This is a genomic window from Brachyspira hyodysenteriae ATCC 27164 (assembly GCF_001676785.2).
GTDB classification, from domain to species: domain Bacteria; phylum Spirochaetota; class Brachyspiria; order Brachyspirales; family Brachyspiraceae; genus Brachyspira; species Brachyspira hyodysenteriae.
In genome coordinates this window covers 1496676-1522480 of the sequence record NZ_CP015910.2, presented here as the reverse complement: position 1 = coordinate 1522480, position 25805 = coordinate 1496676, and the positions used below count along the sequence as shown (strand labels likewise).

19 protein-coding genes are annotated in these 25805 nt (G+C 27.9%); 12 read left to right on the top strand and 7 right to left on the bottom strand.

Annotated elements, in window-relative coordinates; genetic code table 11:
- The first annotated feature begins 50 nt into the window (after positions 1-50).
- From fmt to BHYOB78_RS06630, 5 genes are all read left to right on the top strand, one after another.
- Complete coding sequence (fmt, locus tag BHYOB78_RS06650) at positions 51-992, top strand: methionyl-tRNA formyltransferase (protein WP_047108682.1); 942 nt, start codon at positions 51-53, stop codon at positions 990-992.
- A gap of 22 nt (positions 993-1014) precedes the next feature.
- Positions 1015-1641, top strand: coding sequence for a PASTA domain-containing protein (locus BHYOB78_RS06645; protein WP_020063585.1), 627 nt, complete (start codon positions 1015-1017; stop codon positions 1639-1641).
- Positions 1642-1723: 82 nt separating this feature from the next.
- Positions 1724-2527, top strand: coding sequence for a class I SAM-dependent methyltransferase (locus BHYOB78_RS06640; protein WP_020063584.1), 804 nt, complete (start codon positions 1724-1726; stop codon positions 2525-2527).
- A 30-nt stretch (positions 2528-2557) separates the two neighbouring features.
- Positions 2558-4294, top strand: coding sequence for a flagellar assembly protein A (locus BHYOB78_RS06635; RefSeq protein WP_012669962.1), 1737 nt, complete (start codon positions 2558-2560; stop codon positions 4292-4294).
- Positions 4295-4315: 21 nt separating this feature from the next.
- A complete protein-coding gene (locus tag BHYOB78_RS06630; protein WP_020063583.1) occupies positions 4316-5011 on the top strand; it encodes a flavodoxin family protein in 696 nt (231 codons plus the stop codon).
- Positions 5012-5097: 86 nt separating this feature from the next.
- Here the strand turns inward: BHYOB78_RS06630 and BHYOB78_RS06625 are convergent, their stop codons facing one another.
- Complete coding sequence (locus BHYOB78_RS06625) at positions 5098-6381, bottom strand: galactokinase (protein ID WP_020063582.1); 1284 nt, start codon at positions 6379-6381, stop codon at positions 5098-5100.
- A gap of 250 nt (positions 6382-6631) precedes the next feature.
- On the opposite strand from BHYOB78_RS06625, the gene BHYOB78_RS06620 reads away from it, so the two are divergent.
- Positions 6632-8485, top strand: a complete 1854-nt coding sequence (locus BHYOB78_RS06620) for a methyl-accepting chemotaxis protein (RefSeq protein ID WP_020063581.1) — start codon at positions 6632-6634, stop codon at positions 8483-8485.
- A 67-nt stretch (positions 8486-8552) separates the two neighbouring features.
- Here the strand turns inward: BHYOB78_RS06620 and BHYOB78_RS06615 are convergent, their stop codons facing one another.
- Genes BHYOB78_RS06615 through cls form a run of 3 tightly spaced genes read right to left on the bottom strand, consistent with a single transcriptional unit; the run spans position 8553 to position 11838 of the window.
- Positions 8553-9338, bottom strand: a complete 786-nt coding sequence (locus tag BHYOB78_RS06615) for a carbon-nitrogen hydrolase family protein (RefSeq protein ID WP_020063580.1) — start codon at positions 9336-9338, stop codon at positions 8553-8555.
- Positions 9328-10281: a leucine-rich repeat domain-containing protein gene (locus BHYOB78_RS06610; protein ID WP_020063579.1), complete on the bottom strand. Its 954-nt coding sequence runs from the start codon at positions 10279-10281 to the stop codon at positions 9328-9330. The genes BHYOB78_RS06615 and BHYOB78_RS06610 overlap by 11 nt, the downstream gene beginning before the upstream one ends.
- Positions 10282-10311: 30 nt before the next feature.
- The gene (gene cls, locus BHYOB78_RS06605; protein WP_020063578.1) at positions 10312-11838 is read right to left on the bottom strand and encodes a cardiolipin synthase; all 1527 of its coding nucleotides are present in this window, start codon (positions 11836-11838) and stop codon (positions 10312-10314) included.
- A 245-nt stretch (positions 11839-12083) separates the two neighbouring features.
- On the opposite strand from cls, the gene BHYOB78_RS06600 reads away from it, so the two are divergent.
- The 4 genes from BHYOB78_RS06600 to BHYOB78_RS06585 all read left to right on the top strand — a co-directional run bounded on the left by BHYOB78_RS06600 (position 12084) and on the right by BHYOB78_RS06585 (position 17020).
- Positions 12084-12653, top strand: a complete 570-nt coding sequence (locus tag BHYOB78_RS06600) for a ribosome assembly cofactor RimP (protein ID WP_012669969.1) — start codon at positions 12084-12086, stop codon at positions 12651-12653.
- Positions 12654-12705: 52 nt separating this feature from the next.
- Positions 12706-14196, top strand: coding sequence for a transcription termination factor NusA (gene nusA / locus BHYOB78_RS06595; RefSeq protein ID WP_012669970.1), 1491 nt, complete (start codon positions 12706-12708; stop codon positions 14194-14196).
- Positions 14197-14210: 14 nt separating this feature from the next.
- Positions 14211-15101 (top strand): class I SAM-dependent methyltransferase, encoded by an 891-nt coding sequence (locus tag BHYOB78_RS06590; protein ID WP_020063577.1) that lies wholly within the window; start codon positions 14211-14213, stop codon positions 15099-15101.
- A gap of 101 nt (positions 15102-15202) precedes the next feature.
- Complete coding sequence (locus BHYOB78_RS06585; RefSeq protein ID WP_020063576.1) at positions 15203-17020, top strand: methyl-accepting chemotaxis protein; 1818 nt, start codon at positions 15203-15205, stop codon at positions 17018-17020.
- 55 nt (positions 17021-17075) lie between these two features.
- Here the strand turns inward: BHYOB78_RS06585 and BHYOB78_RS06580 are convergent, their stop codons facing one another.
- Positions 17076-18098, bottom strand: a complete 1023-nt coding sequence (locus tag BHYOB78_RS06580) for a threonine aldolase family protein (protein ID WP_012669973.1) — start codon at positions 18096-18098, stop codon at positions 17076-17078.
- Between the two features lie 146 nt (positions 18099-18244).
- Between BHYOB78_RS06580 and purB the strand changes: the two genes are divergently transcribed.
- Positions 18245-19537 carry an adenylosuccinate lyase gene (gene purB / locus BHYOB78_RS06575; protein WP_020063575.1) on the top strand — a complete coding sequence of 431 codons (1293 nt, stop codon included), beginning with the start codon at positions 18245-18247 and terminating at the stop codon, positions 19535-19537.
- A 709-nt stretch (positions 19538-20246) separates the two neighbouring features.
- On the opposite strand, the gene tsaD is transcribed toward purB, so the two are convergent.
- The gene (gene tsaD / locus BHYOB78_RS06570; protein WP_020063574.1) at positions 20247-21269 is read right to left on the bottom strand and encodes a tRNA (adenosine(37)-N6)-threonylcarbamoyltransferase complex transferase subunit TsaD; all 1023 of its coding nucleotides are present in this window, start codon (positions 21267-21269) and stop codon (positions 20247-20249) included.
- 134 nt (positions 21270-21403) lie between these two features.
- On the opposite strand from tsaD, the gene BHYOB78_RS06565 reads away from it, so the two are divergent.
- Entirely contained in the window at positions 21404-22276 is an 873-nt protein-coding gene (locus tag BHYOB78_RS06565; protein ID WP_020063573.1) for an SAVED domain-containing protein, read from the top strand.
- Positions 22277-22634: 358 nt separating this feature from the next.
- Here the strand turns inward: BHYOB78_RS06565 and BHYOB78_RS06560 are convergent, their stop codons facing one another.
- Positions 22635-25805 (bottom strand): efflux RND transporter permease subunit, encoded by a 3171-nt coding sequence (locus BHYOB78_RS06560; protein ID WP_020063572.1) that lies wholly within the window; start codon positions 25803-25805, stop codon positions 22635-22637.

Sequence of the window (25805 nt, the reverse complement as noted above, 5' to 3'; positions counted from 1 at the left end):
TCATAATTATATTTGACTTTTAACAATAAAAATATATAATCAATTACATCATGTATAACGTTATAGTAGCAGGTTCAACCGATTTTACAAGAGATTGTATCTTACAATTAATGGAATTAGATAATGTTAATCTTAATGGTGTAATAGCACCTATAGATACTAAAAAAGATAGAAAAGGTAATATTATCAATTCACCAGTAGTGGAAATTGCATTGGATAAAAAACTCAATCTTTTTCAGCCGGAAAGTATAAATAAAGATGATTTCTATAATATTTTATCAGATTTATCACCTGATTTTTTAATAGTAGTGGCTTATGGTAAAATTTTAAATAAAAGAACATTATCATTACCTAAAATAATGCCTCTTAATATTCATGGTTCTCTTTTGCCTGTACTTAGAGGTGCTAGTCCTGTTGAACATGCTTTATTATATGGTTTTGAAAAGAGCGGAACCACTTTACAGAAAATGGATATTAAGCTTGATGAAGGGGATATTATACTTCAGCATGAAGTTAACATAGATAAGGATTGGCAGTTTAACGATTTATATGATAAAATAAAAGAAAGCGGAGTATATTTGCTTAAAGAGTTTTTTAAAGATACTGATAAGCATATATCTAATATGATAAAGCAGGATGATTCATTAGCTACATATTGCAGTAAAATAAAAAAAGAAGATGGAAAACTTGATTTTTCCAAAGATGCTGTTAGCCTTCATAATATGACTAGAGCTTTTGTAAGATGGCCTACTGCTTATTGTTTTTACAAAAATGTTTCTATAAAAGTTTTTAATAGTGAATGTGTATGTAAATCAGATAATAAAGATTCTGACTTTGGTAAAATAGTAGATGTTAATAATAATGGTATTTATATAAATGCTCTTAATGGTTTATATGTTATAAAAGAACTTCAAAGAGAAGGTAAAAAAAGACAGACAGTTAAAGAGTTTTTATGCGGAAATAAACTAGTTGTTGGAGAATATTTTAATTAAAAGTGGAGTGTGATTGTAAATTATGGCTAAAATAAAGGACTTTTTTAATAAATTAATATCTTTTATAAAAAAAATCATAAATAAAATTCTACCCGATGGAATAATCAGCGATCCTAAGTCATTTTTAGTATTTAGAAGATTGATACTTTTTGCTGTTTTACTTTTTGTTTTACAAGGTGTTGTTGTAACTTTAATAGTATTTATAGTTGTTAAGTCTGGAGGAGAATCTTTTGAACTTCCAGATGTTCAAGGAAAAGAAATATTTGAGGCATTTAATTTATTAGAAAAAGAGGGTATGAATCTTAATGTGCAGACACATTATTTTAATAATTACCCATTAGGTACTATTGTAAGTCAGGAGCCTAAAGGCGGAGTAAAGGTTAAAAGAGGAAGAACTGTATATTTGGTAGTTAATGTTGCTGAACAAGCACTTATGAAAATGCCGGATGTTACAGGTATGAAGTATCAAGAAGCTCTTAGTATAATTAGTAATGAGGTTTTAAATACTATGACAAATGTAAGCCTTCTGCCTAAGGTAAGTATAACAGATGATATGTATGAAAATGATGTAGTATTATCTCAAATTCCTGCTGCAGATGAAGTAGTTGGTGTTAATACTGAAATAATTTTAACAGTTAATAATAAATAGTCTCAAATACAATATATTATATTTTGTGTAATATGTAAAGAAACAATCTTTTTTTCCGAATATAATATTGGAGAGTTATACAGTGGAAAACAAAGAATGCGAATTTTGCGGAAGCACTAAATCTGAAGTTTATATAAAAACAGATTTAGTAAGCTATAATAAATGTTTAGATTGCGGACTTATATATCAATATCCTGTATTGAGTCAGGAAGAAATAAATGATATATATAGCGACAATTATTTTGAATATGAGGTAGCCAATCAAGAAAACTTTTTTGGTCTTATGAAGCTTGCTATGAAAGATATAGGTTTTGAAAAAATAGAAAGCAAACTTCCTAATAAAAATGTTCTTGATATAGGCTGTGCTACAGGTATGATGTTAAATTACTTAAAGACTAAAGGCTATAATGCACAAGGTATTGAAATATGCTCATCGTCTGCTGAGTATGCTAGGAAGAATTATGGTATAACAGTGCATGAAAAAACTTTGCTTGATGTAGGATTTGAAAGCGATTATTTTTCTTTCATACATTTTTCACATGTTATAGAACATGTTCCTAATCCTGCAGATACACTTAAAGAAATTTATAGAATACTTGCAAAAGGCGGATATTTAGCAATCACAACTCCTAATGCGGATGGTATGTTTGCTAAAAAATATGGGGGAGCTTGGAGGGCTGTAATGCCGCAGCATTTATGGCTATTTTCAAAGACTACATTGTCAAAATATATGGAAAGTATAGGTTTTAAGATAATCAGTGATTTTTCTTGGGGCTCTATACCTATAGAGAAAAAACCCAATAAAATAATTAAGACTTTTTTTGATAAATATGTTAAATTATTTAATAGAGGAGATGTTATGCTCTTCTTATGTAAAAAAAGTTGAGTTTACTGATTTGTTTTGTAAGGAGAATATATGGCTAAAGAAGTTATAAACCAAACATTATCAATTGATCCAAACAATTATGAATTTTATTATGATAATCTTATCAATACAAGAGAAATATACGATCAAATTGTAGATGTTGATAGCAATGATCAAAATTTATATGAGGAACTTTTAAAAAATTATGTTCGTCCTGGAGATGCCATATTAAAATCAATTTCAAAACGAGAAGGTGTAAAAGCTAGTAAAAATGTAAAATTTGATAAGATGACAGGAATTTATAAAAGTACTGTTTATGGATATGTGTTTTATGATGAACTTAAATCTGTTTCAGTAATACCTGTTATTAATGTTGGAGATAAATGGAGAGGTGTAATGGTGCTTCCTCCTCAAAAGCATCAGAAAAAGCAGCTTATATTAGAGGAAATACAAACTATTATATCTGAAATACCTATAAAATTAATGGTTAATTATGATAAAATAGCTGAACTTGTAGCTCATAATTTAAAATATGATGAAGGCGTTATGTGTGTCTTTGTTGAGGGCAGAAAACCTATAGATGGTAATGTTCAAAAGGTTATACTTGATTATGATTTTACTTTAGATAGCGGAAAGGAATCAGAAACAGGTGCTATAGACTTTAAAGAAAGAGGATTTATTCATAATATAGAGGCTGGAATTCAAATAGCACACTTTATGGAGGAAAAACCTTCTATTGACGGACTTGATATATATGATGTTCTTATGGAAGCTCATTATGATGATGATCCTTGTTATAAATTAGGAAAAAATGTTGTCGTTGATAATGATGGTATTACTATTAGGAGCGGAATAAGAGGAATATTAAGCAATCATAATAATACTTTATCTGTAAGTACTGTTGCTGAAATAGATAAGGTAGATTTATCAACAGGAAATATAGAGGTTAATGGTTCTCTTATTATTAGAGATAATGTTGCTCCTGGATTTTCTATAAAGACAGAAGGAGATATATATGTGCATGGAAATATTGAAGATGCATATATAGAATGTGCCGGTAATTTAATAGTTTCCGGAGGTATAATAGGCGGTCCTAATAGTACAATACATGTTAATGGAAAGATGTATTCTCAATTCATTAGAAATGCTAACATAATATGTAAAGGCGATGTATTATCTCAGCAGCTTGTTAATGCTGAAATAGCTGGAAATGATAGAGTTATTGTATTGGAAGGTAAGGGCGTTATTATTGGAGGAAACGTAAAGGCTTTGAATGGTGTTTGGGCTAAAAGTATAGGCTCTATGAGTGAATCAAAAACTACTATTACAGTTGGTAGAGATGCTGAAGCTGATGCAGAGTTTAAAAATATTGTTGCTACAGTAAAAACTAATAAAGAAGAGATGAGCAAGATTAAATCTCTTTTAGGTACAGAGTATTTTAAAAATCCAAAAGCTTTTATACAAAGAATACCGCCTAATAAAAGAGAAGGAATAAAAGATATACTTAGAAGAATTACAAATCTTGTAAGAGAAACAGCTCAATTAGAGGCTAAAAGAGATGAAATGAGTGCTGAATTTGAAAAACTATCACATAGCAGCATTACTTCTATGGAAGGATTTTTCCCTGGAGTTACAATATATATTTCAAGCTTAAGAAAATATATATCTAAAAAGATTTCAGGAACAGAATATTTCTATTCAAAAGAACTTAGAGATATATCAGAAAAAGCTCCTAAATTGCTTCCTTTAGAAGAGTATGATTTTCCTAGAGAGATAAAAAGAGATTAATCTTTTAGAGAAATATAAAAAATGAAAATTACAGTCATACATGGACAGAATCATAAAGGCTCAACATATAATGTAACAAAAATGCTTTATGACAGATTAGGAGGAGAGGTTACAGAATTTTTTCTTCCTAGAGATTTTAATTCTTTTTGTGTAGGCTGTAATAATTGTTTTATAAAATCTGAAACTTTATGTCCTCATTATGAAAAACTTAAACCTATTACAGATTCTATGGATAATGCTGATATAATCATATTGGCAAGTCCTGTGTATGTTTATCATGTAACAGGTGCTATGAAGGCTTTTTTGGATCATTATGGTTATAGATGGATTGTGCATAGACCAAATGAATCAATGTTCAAAAAACAGGCTATATGTATTTCTACTGCTGCTGGCGGAGGAATGAAAAATACTTGTAAAGATATGGCTGATAGTACTTTCTTTTGGGGAGTAGCAAAAACATATAGTTATGGATTTGCAGTGAGAGAAGTTACTTGGAATAATGTCAAAGATGAAATAAAAGATTCTATTGCAAAAAAGATGGATTTAGCTGCAGAAAAAATAAAAAGAGAATATGGTAAAGTTAAGCCTTCTATAAAGACTAAGATATTTTTTAAAATAATAAAATCATTGCATAAAAAGAAAAATTTCACTGAGAATGATTTTAATTATTGGAATGATAGAGGCTGGCTAAACAATACAGTTCCTTGGAAAAATTAATTTTGAATTAGAAATTAATTATATAAAAAAGACAAGACTAGAAAATTAGCCTTGTCTTATTAGTTATAATTATCAGTTATGATTTTTTAGATTTCACAAACAGGAGATTGTCTTACTCTTATTTTTACGGCACTTCCTTCTCCGAATATTGAATTCATATATTTTTTATATTCTTCAAATTTATTTACAGGTATTAAAGCCTGTATAGTTCCAGCAAATCCGCCTCCATGTACACGGCAAGCACCTTCTCCTTTTAAGAAGTCTTTTGTTAGAGTAAGTCCTAAAGCTACTCCCATATTTTTTGAACTTGTAACAGAATAGCAGTTTTGTAAATACATAAAGCTTGAAAGTCCTGATTCATTCATGAGTTTTATATATGTATTTATATCATCTTTTTTAAGTGCATTTATTTGATTAATTACTCTTTCATTTTCCTCTAAGAAGTGATAAGCTCTCATTACAGCTCTGTCTCCAACTTCTGCTCTTAATTTAGAAGCATTATCAATCAATTCTTTTTTAGTTATCTCTCTGCATACTTTTTTTCCGAAATAATTTGCAACAGCATTCATTTCTTCTCTTATAGCAGCATATTCATTTGTAAGTCCGCTATGATCTCCTTTAGCATCAACTATCATAAGAGCATATCCCTTGCTCTCAAAATCATATTCAACTTTTTCTATTATAGGATTATCATTATCTTTGAAATCTATAGACATAATACCGCCTACAGAACATCCCATTTGATCCATAAGTCCGCAAGGCTTTCCAAAATAAACATTTTCAGCATACTGCCCAATTTTTGCTATATCAACTTTACTTATTTTATCTTCATTATATAGAGCATTCTGTATTTCACCAATCAAAGATTCAAAGCTTGCTGAACTGCTTAATCCGCTTCCTATAAGAACTTTATTATTTAAAGTTACTGTACATCCGCCTATATTGCCGCCTTTATTTTTTATTCCTGCACAAACGCCTCTAGTTAAAGCATTAGATTTTCCGTACTCATCTTTATTTATGTTTAAATCGTTAATATCTATTATATCAGGAGTATTAGAATAATCAGTATAAACTACTATTTTATTGTCATCTCTCTTTGAAACTACTGCCAATTTATCCAAATTTATAGATGCTGTTAATACACATCCATTATTATGGTCTGTATGATTACCTGAAAGCTCAGTTCTTCCTGAAGCACTAAATACGTATATTTCTTGAGATTTTTCTATGCTTTCAAAATGTTTTATTGTATCACTTAATCTGCTGTATGCTTCAGATATACTGTATGCATCACCTCCATAAATAGAAGAAAATTTTTCATCCATTTTTTTTTCTTTTAAAAAATCTTTTAATTGGCTGATATTATACATATTGAATCCTTAATTTTGATAATACTCTTATGATATACAATTATATCAATTTTGTCAAAGAAAAATATAAAAAATAAAAATAAAAATAATTTACAAATATTATATAAATTTACTAAATATTTACTTTTTATGTAAAAAATAATAGTTTTTTAAAGTTTTTAGTAAAAAATATTTACAATAATATAGATTTTTTTAAAAAAATATCATATACTATTATTATAATAATTGAGTTATATATGGGGGTTATTTTATGAAATTTATGCAAACTTTGAAATTTAAAATGCCTTTTACTATTATATCCTCTGTAGCTATAATGCTTATAGTGCTTATGATAGTAATAATATCTGCTTCGGCAATATTTATGGAGAGAACTGCCATAAGCGGATTTATGGAAACAGCTGACGGATATAGAGATTTAGTTTCTATATGGATTGGGGATCAGGCAGATTTAACTTCTGTTATATCAAAAGAATCTGAATTTTTAGATTATTTTGAGAATCCGAATCAGGATACTTTATCTATAGCAAATGCTGAATTCACAGAACTTTTAAAAGAATTAGAATCTCATTTTTCAGCTTTTGCTTTAATAGACTTAAATGGAAGAGTTGTTTTGGATACTGCTTCTAATGAACATTTGAATACTGTAAGTCAAAAAACTATATGGAAAGAGCTTAAAAATAATAATTATAGGTATGCTATTGAAGATGAGATTTATTTGTCATCAGTTACAGGAAATTATGTTATAGGTGTGTTGGCAGGAGTATTTGATACTAATGAAAGACCTGCTGGAGTTTTATATGCTGAATTAAGATGGGATTCTTTTGTTCAAAAATATTTTTCTGAAATTACTATAGGAAAAACAGGTAATATATACATAGTTAATGAAGAAGGAAGAAGAGTAGCTCATAAAGAAGTGAAAAAAGTTAATACTATATCTATAGGATCTAAAAACGCTTTATCAGCAGCAGCTTCACAGAGAAAAGGTGCTTTACATTATGAGGATGAAGGTAAAAAAATAATGGCTTTTTCAAGACTAGATAATATGGATTGGATACTATGTGTTACTATGCTTGACAGTGAATTTTATTCTGATAGAAATACTCTTATAATGATAACTATTGTATTAAGTATATTATTACTTCTTATTACATCATTTATAGTTATAATGTATGTTAATAAGAATATATCCAGAGTATTGTCTAGAATAGCAAGCGATTTGAACAGACTTGGAAACGGAGATTTAACAGTATCAGCACCAAGTAAATTTTTGGCTAACAAATATCAAAATCATGAATTTGGAATAATAGCTAATGGATTTAATAATACTATAGAAAAATTAAAACATATAGTATGTAATATAATTGATTCTTCTAATAATATAGAATTAACATCAAAAGAATTAGCAAGCGGAAATAATGATTTGGCTTTAAGAACTCAATCTCAATCATCATCATTAGAGCAGACAGCTAGTTCTATGGAGCAAATGGCATCTACAATAAAAAATTCTGCAGAAAAATCTGTAATAGGAAATAATATGATGAATGATTCTAAAAGATCCGTAGAAGAAGCAGGAGTAATAATAGACAGCACAACAAAAAGTATGGAAGACGTTTATGAAGCAAGCAGAAAGATAACTAATATAACAAAATTGATAGAAGATATTGCTTTTCAAACTAATATATTAGCACTTAATGCATCAGTTGAAGCAGCACGTGCAGGAGAGCAGGGCAGAGGTTTCTCTGTTGTAGCTTCTGAGGTTAGAACTTTAGCACAAAATACTCAGACTTCGGTTAAAGATATTACTTCTTTGATAGCTGATTCAGATGAGAAAATAAGAGTAGCAACAGAAGCAGCAAGAAAATCTCAAGAAATATTTGTGGATATAAAAGATAAAATAGAAAATACAGCTAATATAATGAAAGACATTTCTACAACAGCAGTGGAACAGCAAAGCGGTGTTGATCAGGTTAATCAGGCAGTACTAAAAATGGATGAAAGTACACAGGAAAATGCTAGTTTGGTAGAGCAGTCAAAAGAAGCCAGCATAACATTAAGCAGTGAAGCCCAAAAGTTAATAGATGTTGTAAGTTATTTCAAATTATAATATTCTAAAAGATTCAAAATTTATTTATTGGATGAGCTTGATTATATAAAATCAGGCTCATTCTTTTTTAATAATGTCTTTTTATTTCTTCTATAAAATCAGAGCATATTATATTTTGTCTTTTGTTTTTTATTTCTATTTCAGCAGTTATTATTTTATTGTTTTGATTTTCGTTTATATTTGTGAGTAATTTTCCTGTTTCATCGCATACAAAACTTTTTCCTATGAAAGATGCTTCCATAATAGAATTTTTTTCTATGCCTATGCGATTGCATAATACTATAGGAGTTAAGTTTTCTATGGCTCTTATTCTAGCTATTTCAAAAGTAGTATTAGAGCCGAAATTACCAAGTACGCATATTAAATTAATTCCATTTAATATTTGCCTTCTTGATATTTCATTAAACCATAAATCAAAGCATATTTGTACCGATATATTAACACCGTTTATATTAAAAATTAAATCCGCGTTATTTATATCTCCAGAGTCAAAGAATCTTTTTTCAAAATCGGATAAATGTATTTTTCTGTATACACCTTTAATATTTCCTTTATCTATTATCACAGCAGAATTATAAATTTTATCTTCATATTTTTCTGCAAATCCGGCAATTATAGAAGTATCATATTTTTTTGATATTTCAGATAAATTATTTATGAATATACCGTATTTTATATTTTCAGCAGTATTTTTTAATTCATCTCTATTTTCAAATAAATAACCGTTAGATGAAAGTTCAGGAAGTACTATTAAATCAGATTTTTCTTTTATATTTTTTAAATGATTATTTATTATTTCTAAATTTTTATATTTATCTTTTTGTATATCAAATTCAAAGGCACTAATTATCATTATAGTCCTTATATCCTTTTTCTTCTAGAAGCTTTTTTGTTCTTTTATCCCAATTTTTATCATCGCTGACAACTGATATATATTTTAATCTAGGAGCTGTTTCTTTTGAAAGCATGTCTATATTAAAGCATTTTATATTTTCTAATATTAAAGTTCTTATTCTAGGGTGATTTAATATAGCATCCATATTTTCAAGACTTCTGAGATTAGTTAAAATAACCTTTGTTAAATCTTCTAAATTACTTAAATCAGGAATTTCTTTTAATGTAGGTATATTATTTAATTCCAAAGTTTTAAGTGTTTTCATTTCTGATATAAAATTAAATGATCTTATATTCTTCCCTTTTTCAATATAAAGCTCTTCTAGTTCAGGAAGTTTCTTAGGCATTTCTTCTTCATGAGAAACTCCTGTAAGAACTGCTATTTTTTTAAGATTAGGATTCTTGTCAAAAGATTCCATTCTGAATATTCCGGCACCTATTTCTCTTATTGTGCTTTTCATAGATAAATAAACATCTTGTCTTAATGTAAGTCCATTTTCTATATAAATACTTTCTAAATTTTCTATATTATCAAGAGGCTTTAATTCCATATCTTTAGGCAAATCACCGTATAGATGCAAACTTCTCAAATTGATAAGCTTAGCAAATATAGAAATATTTTTTAGAGGATATTTTAGAGATGCATGATATATAAGGTTTCTCATTTCAGACAAAGCTGTAAGAAGATCATTACCGCTTATATAATTTTTATTGCTTTCATCTTTCTCTGATGATATGTTAATAAAGAAATCTTGTCTAGTTTTTAGAAGTTCATTTAGAGCTGGTATATTATCCTTTTTTATACCTATATCATCTACAAAAAGAATATGTCTCTCTTTTGAAAGTCCCAATTCAAAAAGAGCTTGATTATCTAATTCTGATATTTTTATTTTCTTCATCATAATTATTTACCGTATAAAAAATATGCCATATTATAAAACAGGAGCTATAATTCTGCAAGCTGAATTTCTAAGTCTTACAAGCATAGGCTGTTTAGAATATTCTTCTATCGTTATTTTATGAGAATCGAGCACATCTTTTTTAAATATATCCTCAAATTTTTTAGCTATATCAATATCATATATAACAGCATTCATTTCATAATGTAAATAAAAGCTTCTTATATCCATATTGCAAGTTCCGCATGATACTATTCTTCCGTCCATTACACAGAATTTACTATGCAAGAAACCTTTTTCATATAAATAGATATTTACGCCTGCATTGAGTAAAGTTTCAAAATATGTCTGAGCTACCCACCATGCAACTAACTTATCAGGATTTCCTGTTATCATAAGGTTTACATTTACTTCGGATAATGCAGCATTCTCTAAAGTCCTTAAAAATCCATCATCAGGTACAAAGTAAGGACTTTCTATATAAATACTTTCTTTAGCTTCTTCTATCATTTTAGAATAAACTTTTTGTATGCTATCCCATTTTGAATCTGCACCAGATGTTATTATTTGAACAGGCAGAAATTTATCTGTAAAAGACTGAGGAAATAAATCTTTTCTTATAATTGAAACTTTTTCCTCGTTTAACTCTTTATTAGCATATTTTATTCTTCTTAAATGTTTATGTTTATTTTCTTCTACATTGAAAATTTCTAAGTCTCTTCCTCCTGCATTATACCAATCGCATACAAAAACATTCTGTATAAGATTGCATGAATCTCCAACTATTCTCATATGCACATCTTTCCATGAATTGAAATGTTTTCCTCCGTCTATATATTCTTGTCCTAAATTCATTCCTCCCATATAGGCAACAACACCATCAACTACAACTATTTTTCTATGATTTCTGTAATTTACAAATCTAGTCCATAATATAGAAAAAGGATCATGATAATATAAAAATTTTATTCCATTTTTTTTCAATTCTCTTCTGTATTTTTTGCTTATTCTCTTTAATGATCCAACTCCGTCAAATATAAGCCTTATTTCAACCCCTTGCTTTGCTTTTTTTATTAGAACATCTTTTATTCTATTTCCAAGTTCATCACTTCTCCATATAAAATATTCCATGTGTATAGTTTTTTCTGCTAATTTTAAATCTTGAATTATAGCATCGAATAGTTTTTCTCCTTCATCAAATACATAAACTTCATTTTGAACTGTAATAGGGGAATATCCGCTTTTTATTGCGAGTTTAACTAAATTTATATGTTTGCTGTAATTACCCTGCATATTATCTAGTATTTTCATTTGTTCTTTTAGAAGTGAAGAAAAATAATTTTTTATCATATCTTCAGGAAGTTTAGCTGAAATTTTCTTTTTTGATTTTTTCCAATCCATTCCAAGAAATATATAAAATATTACTCCTACATAAGGCAAAAATACTAAAACAGTAAGCCAAGCTATAAATGAATATGGAGGTCTATTCTCTAGCAGCATTTTTATAGCTATAGATACCACATACAAAAAGAATATAATTGTTAATATATAAAATACCATCTTTTACCAATTATTTAATAATTCTATTCATAGTTTATTTCTTTATAATAAAATAGAAAATAATAAAAGTCAATTAATTAATATTAACATAATAATAAATTTTATTAAAATACTTGACAAAAATCATTAGTAGGGTAAAATAAGATTACTTCCGAAAATATTTGTAATGAAGGGCGTTGGTTTTTGGCAGCAAAAACTGACACTCTTTTTTTATATTTAGGAAAATAATAATAAACAGCATTTGTATGAATAATAATAAAACTAAACCTCAAAAACAAAAAGAATATGGCAGAGAGCCTAAGAAAAAGAAATTAAAAAATAAAGAAAAATCAAATAAAAAAATAGATAATAATATCATAGATGAAGCTTTATTATTTAATGGTATAAAAGATGTTTTAGAGGAAAATAATATATATCTGCTTGATTTGAAAGTAAGAGCTATTTCTGATAATAAAAAAGTATATGCTGTTATTTTCAAGAAAAAGGAAAGTGTATCTCATACTCATTGTATAGAAACTACTAGAAAGATTCAGGATTGTATAAAATCTAATGGTTATGATGAGGGTGATTATACTATAACAGTTTCTTCTGCCGGATTCAGATGGAAATTCAATGATAGATATGAATTATTTGAGGATATGCCTATAAAAATAAAATACAGAAGCGGTGAGGAGTTTATTACTGCTTATGCAATGTTGAAAAAGTCTGAAGATGACTACATTATTATAACTGTAACTGATGAAGATAATATTATTAATGAAAAAAATATAAAAATATTAAAAAAAGATATCATAAAAGCAAGATTAAATTGTTAATATTTATATACTATAACATGCTTAGTAAAAAATAAAAAATGGAGAAGTCAAAATGTTTGAAAATGTTGGAACTTATTTACAGCAGCTTTCTGATGAAAAAGATATTAGTGTAGAGCTTTTAAAAGAAGTTATAGCATCTACCATGGAATTAGCTTTAAAGAAGAAATACGGAGATGATATAAAATTCCATATTCATTTTGACAATAAAAACAATCCTACAGTATATAAGGGTGCTAGTGTTGTAGAAGAAGTTAGAAACAAAAATAAAGAAATATCTTTAGAAGAGGCTAAGAAATTAGATCAGGATATTAATTTGGGCGATGAAGTTTTAATACTTGTTGACCAAGTTGAAGCATTCGGAAGAATAGAAAGTACAGTAGCTAGAACAGCATTCTTCCAAAAGATTTCTGAACTTGAGAAAAATATTATATACAATGAGTTTAAAAGAAGAGAAAATCAGCTTGTAAATGGATATTTCCAAAGAGAACATAGAGGAACTATCTATATAAATTTAGGAAAAACAGAAGGCGAATTACAGAAAAAAGATCAGTCTCCTAGAGAACATTATACAGTTGGAGATAGAATAAGAGCATACATATATAAAGTTCAGGGCGGTAAAGATGAAAAAGGTAAGGAAATTCATACTAAAATACTTCTTACTAGAACAAAACCTGATTTTATAAAGAAATTGTTTGAATTAGAAATACCTGAAATTGCTGACGGTACTATAGAAATTAAAAATGTAGTAAGGCAGCCTGGGTTAAAAATAAAAGTAGCAGTTGCTTCAAATAAACCTGAAGTAGATCCTATAGGAGCTTGTATTGGTCAGAAAGGTATTCGTATACAATCTATCATTAAGGAAATAGAAGGCGAAAAGATAGATGTTGTAAAATGGTCTAAAGATATAAGAGAGTATATTGCTGAAGCTATTACTCCTGCTAAGCCTATTAGAATCATTATTACAGACCCAGAAAAAAAGGAAGCTATGATTATTATACCAGATGAGCAGCTTTCTCTTGCTTTGGGTAAAAGCGGATATAATGTGAAATTAGCTTCTCAGCTTACAGGATATTATTTCGATATAAAAACAGAAACAGATATTAAAGAAAATCCTGAATTATTGAAAGATATAGTTCCATTAAATCAAATATTCTCAGATAATACAGAAGAAGTTCAGGCTGCTGATGAAGAATTAGAAACAGCAGAAGTATTTGAAAGTAATTTATATTCATTACAGGGTATTGATGAAGCAATTATAAAAACTCTTATAGATAATAATATAAATTCTATAGAAGAGTTATATAATATGTCTGTTGAAGATATTATGGAAAAAACTAATCTTGAAAGAGATATTGTTGATAATTTAATGCTTGTAATGAAAGATGTTGTTGAAGTTGTAGAGGCTTCTGATGATGAATATGAAACTACTTCTGAAGAGGTTGTTGAAGAGATAGAAGTTTATGAATGTCCTAACTGCGGATCCAGCATTACAGAAGATATGACTAAATGTCCTAAATGCGGAATTGAGCTTTCTTTTGAATAATAGAGTATGTTTTTATGATATGTGAGGTTTGCGGCGGTAATAATTATACTGAAATAGGCATCATAAATAATGTATGGAAGAATGATAAAAGAGTTTATCAATGCAGTGATTGCGGACTTTATTTTATAGAACAGCCCACAGATGAAGAAATATATCTTCTATATAAAAATGAATATCATAATAATATAAAAAATAAATTATTTGAAAAAGCTAAAAGCAAAATGCGTTATGCTAGAAGCCTATCTCAATTTAATTTTGTAAGAAATAATATTGATTGTATAAACAAAAAAGTTTGTGAGATAGGTGCTTTTGACGGATTATTATTAAATATATTCAAAAAATATGGCTGTGATGTTTATGGATATGAACTTAATGATAATGCCAGACTTTATGCTAAAAATAAATATAATATTGATTTAAAGCCAAACTTTTTAGAAAGTGAAGATAAATATGATATCATAATGCTTTCACATGTAATAGAGCATTTTAAAAATCCTTCAGAAATATTATTAAAAATTAAGGATATGCTCAAACCTAATGGCTATCTATATATTGAAGTACCTAATTCTCCTATGAAAGATCAATGTAGCTATGATATGCTTATGAGATATTTATCTACTGAACATATTGTTAACTTTAATATGAATAATCTTATAAAATTTATAGAAAAAGCAGGATTAAATATTATAGAATTTAATTACAGTAATTATAAACTTCCTGTAAATAATGAAATGCTTAGAGCAAATATATTAGAGGGAAGTTTGCCTAATATAAATAATATTTTTTCTTTTTCTCTTTTTGCTTTAAATATGCTTATTTCTCCAAAATTGGTATTTGTTGATTATAAAGATAATAATAACATATGGTCTTATGGAGAAAACATAAGAGTAATATCAAATCGTTAAAATTGAAGAATTTTGTACAAAAAATTATCATTATTTTTGACTTTAAGGACATTATTTTATATATTTAAAATGGACACTAAATTTCTATAAAGGTTACCATTATGAAAAATAAATTAATGATCAAATTTTTAGCTCCTTTTATAATATTTCTTCTGTTTTTATTTGTTCTTATATATATTTTTTATAAGCCTTTGTATAAATCTAGGTTTTTAAAAGAAAAAAATCTTCAAGCATTAGAGGCTAAAACTAGAACAGAAGGGTATGTTGAAGAGTTAAAAAATACTATTTATGTTATGGATGCTTATTTATCATCCAACCCTAATTGGGTAGAATTTGGTAATTTTATTACTAACGTTCAGAAACTTAATGAAGGTTATTTGAATGTATATTTTGGAAATAGTACACCATATCCTCAAGGCGGGGTCTTTATGAATACCTTGGAAGTTTATCCTCTTACTTATGATCAAACTTCTAGGGATTGGTATAAAGATTCTGTTGCCACTAATAATATAATGATTAGTGACCCTTATATTGATTTTGCTGTTAATAAGCTTACAGTTACATTTGGAAAGGCTGTTTATACTAATGGCAGTTTAAAAGGTGTATGTGCAATAGATTTTGCAAATATAAATACAATTACTGAAAGCTTAAAAAAAAATTTTGAAGATGAAATTTATATAGTTTCTGATAAGGGTATTTTTATGACCCATGATAATAAAAATTATATCCTAAATGAAACTAATAATTTATTTACATATTCTATATTTGCCGATTTTAAAAATAATTTATCATCTCATATAGGTGATTTAGATATAATAGGTAATGAATGGTATTCTATTAAAAAAACAGATAATGCTCCTTGGATACTAGTATTTAAAGGAAGCGCTGAAATATTTTATTCTCAATTTAGATTCCTTATGTTAAGTTTCTTCTTATGTATATTCTTACTTATAGTATTAGAATTCCTTTTGGTTGCTAGAATAGTAATACCATTATCAAATAATTTATATCAGGCTATTACAATAATGACATTAATGCAGGACGGAAGATTTGACAGCCAATTTGAGGAGAAAGATTTAAAAAGAAAAGATGTTTCAGGTACTTTGGCAAATTCAATTAATGATATGCAGCATATTATGTTTACAATAGTTTCTGAATTAAAGCAAAATATATTATTAATTAATAATTCATCTGAAAAAATATCAAGAGGTATAGATAATTTATCCGACAGAACATCTTCTCAGGCTGCGGCTGTTGAAGAAATAACTAGTTCTATAGAAAATTTACTTACGGCTATTTCAAATACATCAAAAAACTCTTATGATGCTAAGAATATGAGTTCTAAAGTTACTGAATCTACACAAAGCGGTGTATCAGCAGTTAATGAAATATCTAATAATATGACTGAAATTTCAGAATCTAGTAAGGAAATATCAAATATTACTAAGTTAATACAATCTATAGCTTTCCAAACAAATATATTAGCACTTAATGCAGCTGTAGAGGCAGCAAGAGCTGGAGAACAGGGCAGAGGATTTGCTGTTGTAGCTTCAGAAATAAGAAGTTTAGCTCAGAATGTTAATGAAGCAGCAGGAAGTATTACCAGCATAATAGAAAATACTGTATCTAAAATAGAAATTGGATATGAGTCTGTAAAAAGATCTTTAGATATACTTATAGCGATAGAAAATTCTGCAAAAGAAGTTTCGGATATATTAGTTCATATATATGAAGCTACAGCCGAAGAAGAAGAAAGTGTAAGACAAATTAATATGGCTATGAATGAATTAAATAAAATTACTCAGGAAAATGCTGAATTGGTTAATGACAGTTCATTACTTGGAAAAGATGTTGTTAATGGAACTAATAATTTATCATCTGAATTAGAATATTTTAAATTAGATGAGAATTTTAAATAAATAATATAAAAAGAGTATGCTATTTATATTAGTCATACTCTTTTTTATTTATTAATTATATTTTTAAATTTTTTATAATCTCGCAGACTTCATCTATTTTTTTCATACTTATATCTCTATGTGTAACAAATCTTATTTTATAATCACCAAAAGAATTTGCTTTAATACCTTTTTCTAAAAGTTTTGGTAATATTTCTGCGGATAGTTTTTTTGTATTAGTTATAACTATATTAGTTTCTACATCTTCTAAATTTAATGTTCCCATTCCAGATTCTAATATTGCTTTTGCTATTTTTTTTGCTTTTTGATGATCCTCTTCCAATGAAGGTATATTATTTTCTAATGCATATATTCCGGCAGCAGCCATAAGTCCAATTTGTCTCATACCTCCGCCTATTAATTTTCTCATTCTGAAAGCTTCATCAATGAAATCTTTATCTGCACATATCATAGCACCCATTGGAGCTCCCAAACCTTTAGATAAACAGAAAGTAATTGAGTCTGTATGTGATGATATTTCTTTTACTGATACTTTACTTGCTATAGAGGCATTAAAAACTCTAGCTCCATCCATATGAAGATGAACATTTTTTGATTTAGTTAAATCATGCAGTTCTTTTAATACTTCTATAGGATAAACACTTCCGCCATGTCTGTTATGAGTATTTTCTATCTCTACTATATTAACTGTTGTTGCATAAGTAGCTTGATTATTCAAATAATTTTTTATAATATCTTTAGTTAATATTCCTTTATCAGCTTTAACAGGTAATGGTATTAAGCCTGCTAAAGAAGAAACTCCTCCAACTTCATAATGTATTATATGAGATTGTTCCTCTAAAAGTATCTGCTTTGTTTTTCTTCCTAATACCATCATAGGTATTAAATTACCCATAGTACCGCTAGAAACAAATATTGCTTTTTCTTTTCCTGTAATATCTGCTGCCATTTCCTGAATTTTATTTACTGTAGGATCTTCCATATACACATCATCACCGCATTCAGCATTATATATTGCTTTACGCATTTCTTCGCTTGGTTTTGTAATGGTATCGCTTCTTAAATCATAAATTTCCATTTTTAATTACTCCATATATTAAAAACATATTTTTGATGCAATAATTTTAATTCTTTTTTTATAAATTACAACTATTAAAAAATAATTGAAATAATTTATAATTCTATCTATAATAATTCAATATTTTATATTAAGGATAATAATTTATGATAAAGAGATATACTAGAAAAGAGATGGGCGAACTTTGGAGCTTGCAAAATGAGTTTCAGGTTATGCTTGATGTTGAAATTGCTGCTTGTGAGGCTATGGCTGAAATAGGAGAGATTCCTCAAGAAGCAGTAAAAAATATTAAAGAAAAAGCAACTTTCACAGTAGAGAGAATTGCTGAAATAGAGAAAGAAACTAATCATGATATAATATCATTTGTAACTGCTGTTCAGGAAAATGTAGGAGAGGGCGGACAATATATACATAAAGGTTTGACTTCAAGCGATGTAAAAGATACTGCATTGGCTGTTATGATGAAAAGATCTGCTGAAATAATATTAGATGACTTAAAAAGATTATCAGAAGTTTTATTAAGAAGAGCAAAAGAACATAAATATACTCCTTGTATAGGACGTACTCATGGTATACATGCTGAGCCTATGACATTAGGGTTAAAATTCATTTTATGGTATGATGAAAATGAAAGAAATATAAAAAGGGTAGAGGAAGCTAAAAAACAGGTTTCAGTTGGTAAGCTTTCCGGTGCAGTTGGTACTTATAGTAATATTGATCCTAGAATAGAAGAAATAGTTTGTAAAAAATTAGGTATAGAAGCTGATAAAGTTTCTACTCAAATAATACAAAGAGACAGACATGCACAGTATCTTACAACTTTAGCAATAGTTGCTAGTTCATTAGAGAAATTTGCTACAGAGATTAGAAACTTACAAAGAACAGATATAAGAGAAGCAGAAGAATATTTCAGTGAAAAGCAAAAAGGTTCATCTGCTATGCCTCATAAAAGAAACCCTATCACTTGCGAAAGAATATCAGGTTTAGCAAGAATAGTAAGAGGTAATGCATTAGCTTCTATGGAAGACATTACACTTTGGCATGAGAGAGATATAAGCCATTCATCAGTAGAAAGAGTTATACTTCCAGATTCTACTATTGCTGTTGATTATGCTATTAATAAATTCATTGATATAGTAGATAAGCTTTTAATTTATCCTGAAGCTATGAAAGCAAATATTGAAAAGACAGGCGGTTTAATTTTCAGTCAAAGAATTTTAATAAGTTTAGTTAATAAAGGCATTGATAGAGATAATGCTTACAGATGGGTACAAAGAAATGCAATGAAAAGATGGCTCAATAACGAAGATTTTAGAGAGAATATTCACAAAGATGAGGATATTACAAAATATTTAAGCTCTCAGGAAATTGATGACTGCTTTGACTATGCATACTATCTAAGAAATATTGATGTTATAATGAAAAGATTCGGAATATAATTTTAATTAAATAAAATAAAAGAATGATAATTGATTATATAATAATTAGTTATCATTCTTTTTTATTGCATAAATTTTAATTATTAGACTTGTTTCAAAACTTATTTATAAAATTAGTTATATAATTATTAGTATAATCAGTGTATAACTAAACAACTATATTTTGTCAATTTTTATATTTTGTAAATGTATTATCAACTTTTTTGTCGCACAAAAAAGTTGCTGCCGCAGGTACGCTTCGCGAAAACGCAAGTGCTAAAACCTTATATTATTACAATATATATTAAATGTATGGTAATACCTAAAAATTATGTTAAAAATGCAGTCTTTTTGGTTCTCGCCGTAGGCGGGCTTCGCCTGTGTCAACAAAAGAACTGGGTGGGTCGGGGGCTAGCCCCCGAAAATAATAGCAATATAAAAACTAATTTTGACAAAGTTAAAAATTTTTAGTATATATCATACATTTAATAAACATCATTAAAATATAAAGTTCTAGTAATTGCGTTTTCGCGAAGCATGCCTACGAAGTCCACCTCGCAAAGCGTGCCTGCGGCAGGTGTCGTCAGCAATTTTGGCGAAGCCCGCAAAAAAGTTGATAATTCTACATAAAGTGAATCAGTTGACAAACTTAAAAAATTATTTATAAATAGTTTTTAAATAAGTCTATTTTATAATAAAGCTAGTAAATAAATTCTAGTTAATTATAATTTTATTTTGCACTTTTGTTTTTATTATATTTTTTATTCAAAACTCTTGAAAAACAATCTAAATTATAATCAGCAAAATCCTGTTTATCTTTCATATGATAAGCAAGCCCTGCAACCATAGCAGCATTGTCTGTTGTGTATTTTAAAGCAGGCAGATAACATTCAAAGTCTTTAGAGTTTCCAAATCTCTCTCTTAAATAACTATTGCATGCCACTCCGCCGGATAATGTAACTCTTTTAATACCGCTTTTTTCAACATATTTCAAAGTTTTGATATATAAAGGCTCTATTGCACTTATTTGAAATGCAGCAGCTATATTTTCATTAGTTGCTTCGTATCCTTCTTTAAGATATTTTTTTGTAGAATAAACGCATGCAGTTTTAAGTCCGCTGTATGAGAAGTTAAATTCATCTATGCCGTTTAATAATACAATAGGATATTTTATTGCTTCTTTGTTTCCTTCTTTAGCTAATCTGTCTATTATAGGTCCGCCCGGATATCCTAGATTTAAAAATTTTGAAACTTTATCATAAGCTTCGCCCACAGCATCATCTAAAGTAGTGCCTACAACTTTATATTCACCGTAATCATGCACTTCTGTTATTATAGTATGCCCTCCGGATACAACCAATGCTATATAAGGAAACTCTATATCATTAGTAAGATGAGGCGAGTAAATATGTGCAGCTATATGATCCAAAGCCAGCAAGGGTTTGTTTAAAGAAAATGCTAATGATTTTGCACTTGCTACTCCAACAAGCAAAGATCCTAAAAGTCCCGGTCTGTTTGTAACTGCAAATAAATCTATATCATCTAAAGTGGTATTTGCATCTTTTAATGCTTTATCTATTACATAGAGTATGGCTTCCAAATGTTTTCTTGCGGCAATTTCAGGAACTACTCCTTGAAATTCTTTATGTGCATCTATTGATGAGCTTAATACTGAAGAAAGTACATTTTTTCCGTCCTCAACTATAGCAGCAGAAGTATCATCGCATGAAGTGTCTATACCTAATATTTTCATTTTATCTCCAATATCAATTTATTCTATTTTATGTTAAAATTATTACGAAAATGTTTCTATAATATATATTTTTTTATATTATTTGTAAATAGTTTATTTTGATTAATTTATAAAACATGTATAGAGAGTAAAGCATGAAAGATAATAATAAAATTTTTGATTATATGACTGAAGATGATAATATTAAAAGAGTGAAAATATTTCATTCTATAAGAGGAAATGCTCAGAACTTCGGAGAAATGCCTCCTATTGATTTGGAAATAGATTTAGATAAAGAATATAAAGAATACAAAAATGAAAAAGAAAATAAAATAGATAATGTTATAAAGAAATTAAAAAATATTATATTATCAAAGTTTAAAGAAAAAAATATAACTAAAGATTATCAAATAGTTCTTTATGCAATAGCTCCTAACAGCATACTTGTTTCTATTGCTTATATATTAGAGAAATACGGATATAATTTTGTTTTTCTCCCAAAGCCAAAAGACTCATTATCTTGGGGATTCAAAGATGTAGAAATAGATGAGCCTGAATTAAAAAGTTTTATAGAAAGTAAATCAAATGTTCTGAGAATAGATAATATTAATCACCCAATAGGTATGATACTATCAGGACAATCAAATATTAATGATATAGAACAAGTTTATAAAGATGATAAAAATCTTATTCTTAATAAAGGATTCGATTATTCATACAGCAATATCATCACAATAACGCATCAAGTTATATTGGAAGAGAATTCTCATAAAAGTTTGGTGAATAAAAGATGTTATTATATTTTTACTAAAAAGATAGATGAAATTTTTGATGACATTTTAAAATATAAAAATTTAGAAGAAGTTCATATATTAAGTTCCATACCTGCTAATGGACTTTTATATGTAGGGCAAAAAATGGCTGATTATAAATATGATTATTTAACATTTTATATATATAATTACAGCAGCGACAATAACAGATATGAACTCGGAGCAATACTTAATAGCAATTTACTAGAGTATTAAATAATATTAATAATTTTGCTTATATTAATATGAGCAAACTCATTTTTTAATTGTATATACCTAAACAATTATATTTTGTCAACCGTAAACTGCAGCACCTTTACACACGGTATTAATTGATATTACCAAACGCCAACTATATGGGCAGTTGATTACTTATTATTGTACAAAATTAATGATTTATCTTATATGTAAGATAAAATGTTGATTTAAAACTAAAATATAGCCTTTTTGCTTTTTTGTGGCAACAAAAGAAGTAGGGTTTGGGGCAAAGCCCCAAATATAAAAATAAAACATAAATTTATTTTTGACAAAATATAATTGTTTAGGTATATACTATAAAACTATAAATATTCAATCAGTTTTTATAATTTATTTTTATAAGTTTCAAATCCGCTGATATCATAAATAGACAAGGTAAAAATATCAATGTCAAAAGTGCAGCAAATAAAAGTCCGTAAGCCATAGCCATAACCATAGGTACTATCAAATCAGCACTTCCGCCTATACCATAAACAGTTGGAAGAAGTCCGAATATTGTAGTAACTGTTGTTAGAAATATTGCTCTGAATCTGTCGCCTGCACCTTCTACTACAGCATTGAGTACATCTTCTTTTGTATGTATGTTTCCTTGTTCAAGTATTCTGTTTATTAAGTCCACCATTATAATACCATTATTTACAACTACACCTGCAAGCCCAACTATACCTACAGCACCAACAAAAGACATAGGCATTCTATGTGCTGCAAATCCTAGTATAACTCCTATTATTCCAAATGGTATTATACCCAAAATCATGAAAGGCTGAACAAATTTATTAAATTGAAGAAGAAGTATTACATATATTGCAATGATAGCAACAACATATCCCCAAGCAATACCTATTATAGAGCCTCTAGTCTCTTTTACCTCTCCTGCAAACTCTACGCTTATATTAGGATAATCTTTTGATATAGAATTAAAATAATTCTGCATTGCATATGTTACTTGTATGGCAGTATTTTTTCCCTGTTCAATATCTGCTGTCATCGTTATAGATTTTTTACCGTTATAATGTCTTATGCTTGATTGATTGTTTGTAATATATATATGTGCTATATCTTTTAATTGTATAAGTCTGTTATATGTATTTGGTATATAAAGATTATTAAGTACATTTGTATCATAAGTATATTTTTTATCTAATCTTACTCTGAAGTCTAATTTATTTTCAAACTGCTGAATTGAAGTAGCTACTATTCCAGCATAAGCCGCTCTTAATTCTCTTGCAGCATAAGCAACATTAACACCTAGTTCTCCCATTCTGTCATAATCAAATATTACTCTTAATTCTTCCTGTCCGATTTTATCATCATCATCATAGTTTATTATTCCATTTAAACTTAAAAGATGTTCTTTCATTTTATCTTTTACTTCTTTAACCATAGCAGTATCATTGCCTATTATTTTTATATCTACTGCTTTTCCTGGGTTTATAGGAAGTTTAGTATTTACTGTGATTAATTCCAATTCATCTTTTATTCCGCTTTTTTCTATGGCAAGAGTTAAATCATCTGCTATATCATAAGCAATTTTTTTTCTGTTATTAGCAGGAACTAAATATATCATAATTCCCGCAAGATTATCCATTTCTTCGGACACTTCTACAGTGTTTTTATCTAATTGCTTACCTAATAAACTGTATACTGCTATTATATCATTAGTATCTATTGTATCATAAATAATATTTTCTACCTGCTGAAGATATTTTTCTGTTTTGTATAGAGAGCTTCCAATTCCTGAATCAATATTAACAACTATAACGTCAGCACTAGTATCATAAACTAAAGTAAACTTAGCAAATATTACTTTAGCTATAGCTAATGTTATAAGCAATGTAACTACAAAAAACATTAATACAATATATCTAAATTTTAATGTTAATCTTAAAAATTTAACAAAAGGTATTTTTAATTTATCGAATAATTTATCCTTATCAAAATCAAGAGGATTTTTGAAATTAAATCTTTTTCTTTTATGTTCTCCTGTAAGTTCTTCTTTTGTAATTAAGTTATTAGGAAGAAGTAAAACAGCCTGAAATATACTTACAACTAATGCTACTATAACAACTCTAGGATATTGATTGATTAATCTTCCCATAGTTCCTGTAACGAATATTATAGGAGCAAAAGATGCAACCGTTGTAAGAGTAGAAACAAGCATAGGCATAAATACTTCCCCTACAGCACTTTTTGTGGCATTAAGTCCTTTTATTCCTCTTTGATGATAATTAAAAATATTTTCTGAAACTACTATTGAGTTGTCAACTATCATACCTAAAACTGTTATAATTCCGCCTAAAGAAATTATATTGAAAGTTATTCCAAAGTATGTCATATAAATAAGAGAAACAGCAATAACTATAAGCATTCCAAGTGAAGTAAATATAGCACTTTTAAAATCCAAAAATATTATAAGTATTATAAATATTATTATGAATCCTGTTATGATATTTGAAGAAACTGCATTAAGTAAATCATTAATAGTTCTTGAATTATCAGCCATAGGAACTATTTCAATATTGTTTGGTATTGTTGCTTTGTTATTCTCAAAATATTTATTAACATTATCTATAGTTTTTAATATATCAGCATCTTCTCTTTTTATTATGTTTATGGAATATCCATGCTGACTATTAACTCTCATATATACGCTTTTATCTACGAATAATTCTTCAACTCTTGCAACATCTCCGATTCTTATAGGCTGACCATTAAATATAGATCGTATAATAACATTTGTAATAGTCAGAGGATCTTGAAATTGTCCTGTAGTTACAAGTAATTTGTTCTTTTCTTCTAAATCAGCATTTTCATCAGGCTTCATACTTCCGCTTGTAGAACGTATATTTCTCAAAGATAATGCCTGTATGATTTCTGATAATGAAGTATAATATTCGCTTAATTTATGAGGATCTGCTAATATTTGAATTTCTGGATCTGTTCTTCCGTAAACTTCAATATTTGCAACTCCGTCTACATATTTTAATTCTTTTTCAAATCTTTTGGATATATCATAAAGTTCTTTTTCGCTTCCTTCCATTCCTTTCTTGAATCTTATTCCCAAATTATATATAGGAAGTCTGTTTGCATTAGCTTCAAAAATTTTTATCTCCTGAACATCTTTAGATACATTAGGAGCATTCTGAAGCCGTCTGAATATTTCATCTTTTACAGCTCTTGAGTCTTTAAGATTCATGTCTATTCTTATAGTAAGTATTCCTGCATTTTCTATCATTATAGAATAAAACTCATCAATACCTGCTATAGTCTGAAGTTCATCTTCTAATGGAATCATTGCATATTGCTCAACGTCTTCCGGAGAAGCACCCGGATATATAACCTGAACTATCATAACATCAAAGTTAGTTGATGGAAAAGCTTCTTTCTCTATATTAAGATAAGAGTATATTCCAACAGCTAAAGTAACCAAAATAATAACATTAACTAATAATCTGTTTTTTGCAAATAGTTCTATTATTCTATCCAT

Excerpts from the sequence above, each read along its gene's own strand:
- fmt (WP_047108682.1), top strand. The coding sequence starts at position 51 with ATGTATAACGTTATAGTAGCAGGTTCAACCGATTTTACAAGAGATTGT.
- BHYOB78_RS06645 (WP_020063585.1), top strand. The coding sequence starts at position 1,015 with ATGGCTAAAATAAAGGACTTTTTTAATAAATTAATATCTTTTATAAAA.
- BHYOB78_RS06635 (WP_012669962.1), top strand. The coding sequence starts at position 2,558 with ATGGCTAAAGAAGTTATAAACCAAACATTATCAATTGATCCAAACAAT.
- BHYOB78_RS06630 (WP_020063583.1), top strand. The coding sequence starts at position 4,316 with ATGAAAATTACAGTCATACATGGACAGAATCATAAAGGCTCAACATAT.
- BHYOB78_RS06625 (WP_020063582.1), bottom strand. The coding sequence starts at position 6,381 with ATGTATAATATCAGCCAATTAAAAGATTTTTTAAAAGAAAAAAAAATG.
- BHYOB78_RS06620 (WP_020063581.1), top strand. The coding sequence starts at position 6,632 with ATGAAATTTATGCAAACTTTGAAATTTAAAATGCCTTTTACTATTATA.
- BHYOB78_RS06615 (WP_020063580.1), bottom strand. The coding sequence starts at position 9,338 with ATGATAATTAGTGCCTTTGAATTTGATATACAAAAAGATAAATATAAA.
- BHYOB78_RS06610 (WP_020063579.1), bottom strand. The coding sequence starts at position 10,281 with ATGATGAAGAAAATAAAAATATCAGAATTAGATAATCAAGCTCTTTTT.
- cls (WP_020063578.1), bottom strand. The coding sequence starts at position 11,838 with ATGGTATTTTATATATTAACAATTATATTCTTTTTGTATGTGGTATCT.
- BHYOB78_RS06600 (WP_012669969.1), top strand. The coding sequence starts at position 12,084 with ATGAATAATAATAAAACTAAACCTCAAAAACAAAAAGAATATGGCAGA.
- nusA (WP_012669970.1), top strand. The coding sequence starts at position 12,706 with ATGTTTGAAAATGTTGGAACTTATTTACAGCAGCTTTCTGATGAAAAA.
- BHYOB78_RS06590 (WP_020063577.1), top strand. The coding sequence starts at position 14,211 with ATGATATGTGAGGTTTGCGGCGGTAATAATTATACTGAAATAGGCATC.
- BHYOB78_RS06585 (WP_020063576.1), top strand. The coding sequence starts at position 15,203 with ATGAAAAATAAATTAATGATCAAATTTTTAGCTCCTTTTATAATATTT.
- BHYOB78_RS06580 (WP_012669973.1), bottom strand. The coding sequence starts at position 18,098 with ATGGAAATTTATGATTTAAGAAGCGATACCATTACAAAACCAAGCGAA.
- purB (WP_020063575.1), top strand. The coding sequence starts at position 18,245 with ATGATAAAGAGATATACTAGAAAAGAGATGGGCGAACTTTGGAGCTTG.
- tsaD (WP_020063574.1), bottom strand. The coding sequence starts at position 21,269 with ATGAAAATATTAGGTATAGACACTTCATGCGATGATACTTCTGCTGCT.
- BHYOB78_RS06565 (WP_020063573.1), top strand. The coding sequence starts at position 21,404 with ATGAAAGATAATAATAAAATTTTTGATTATATGACTGAAGATGATAAT.
- BHYOB78_RS06560 (WP_020063572.1), bottom strand. The coding sequence starts at position 25,805 with ATGGATAGAATAATAGAACTATTTGCAAAAAACAGATTATTAGTTAAT.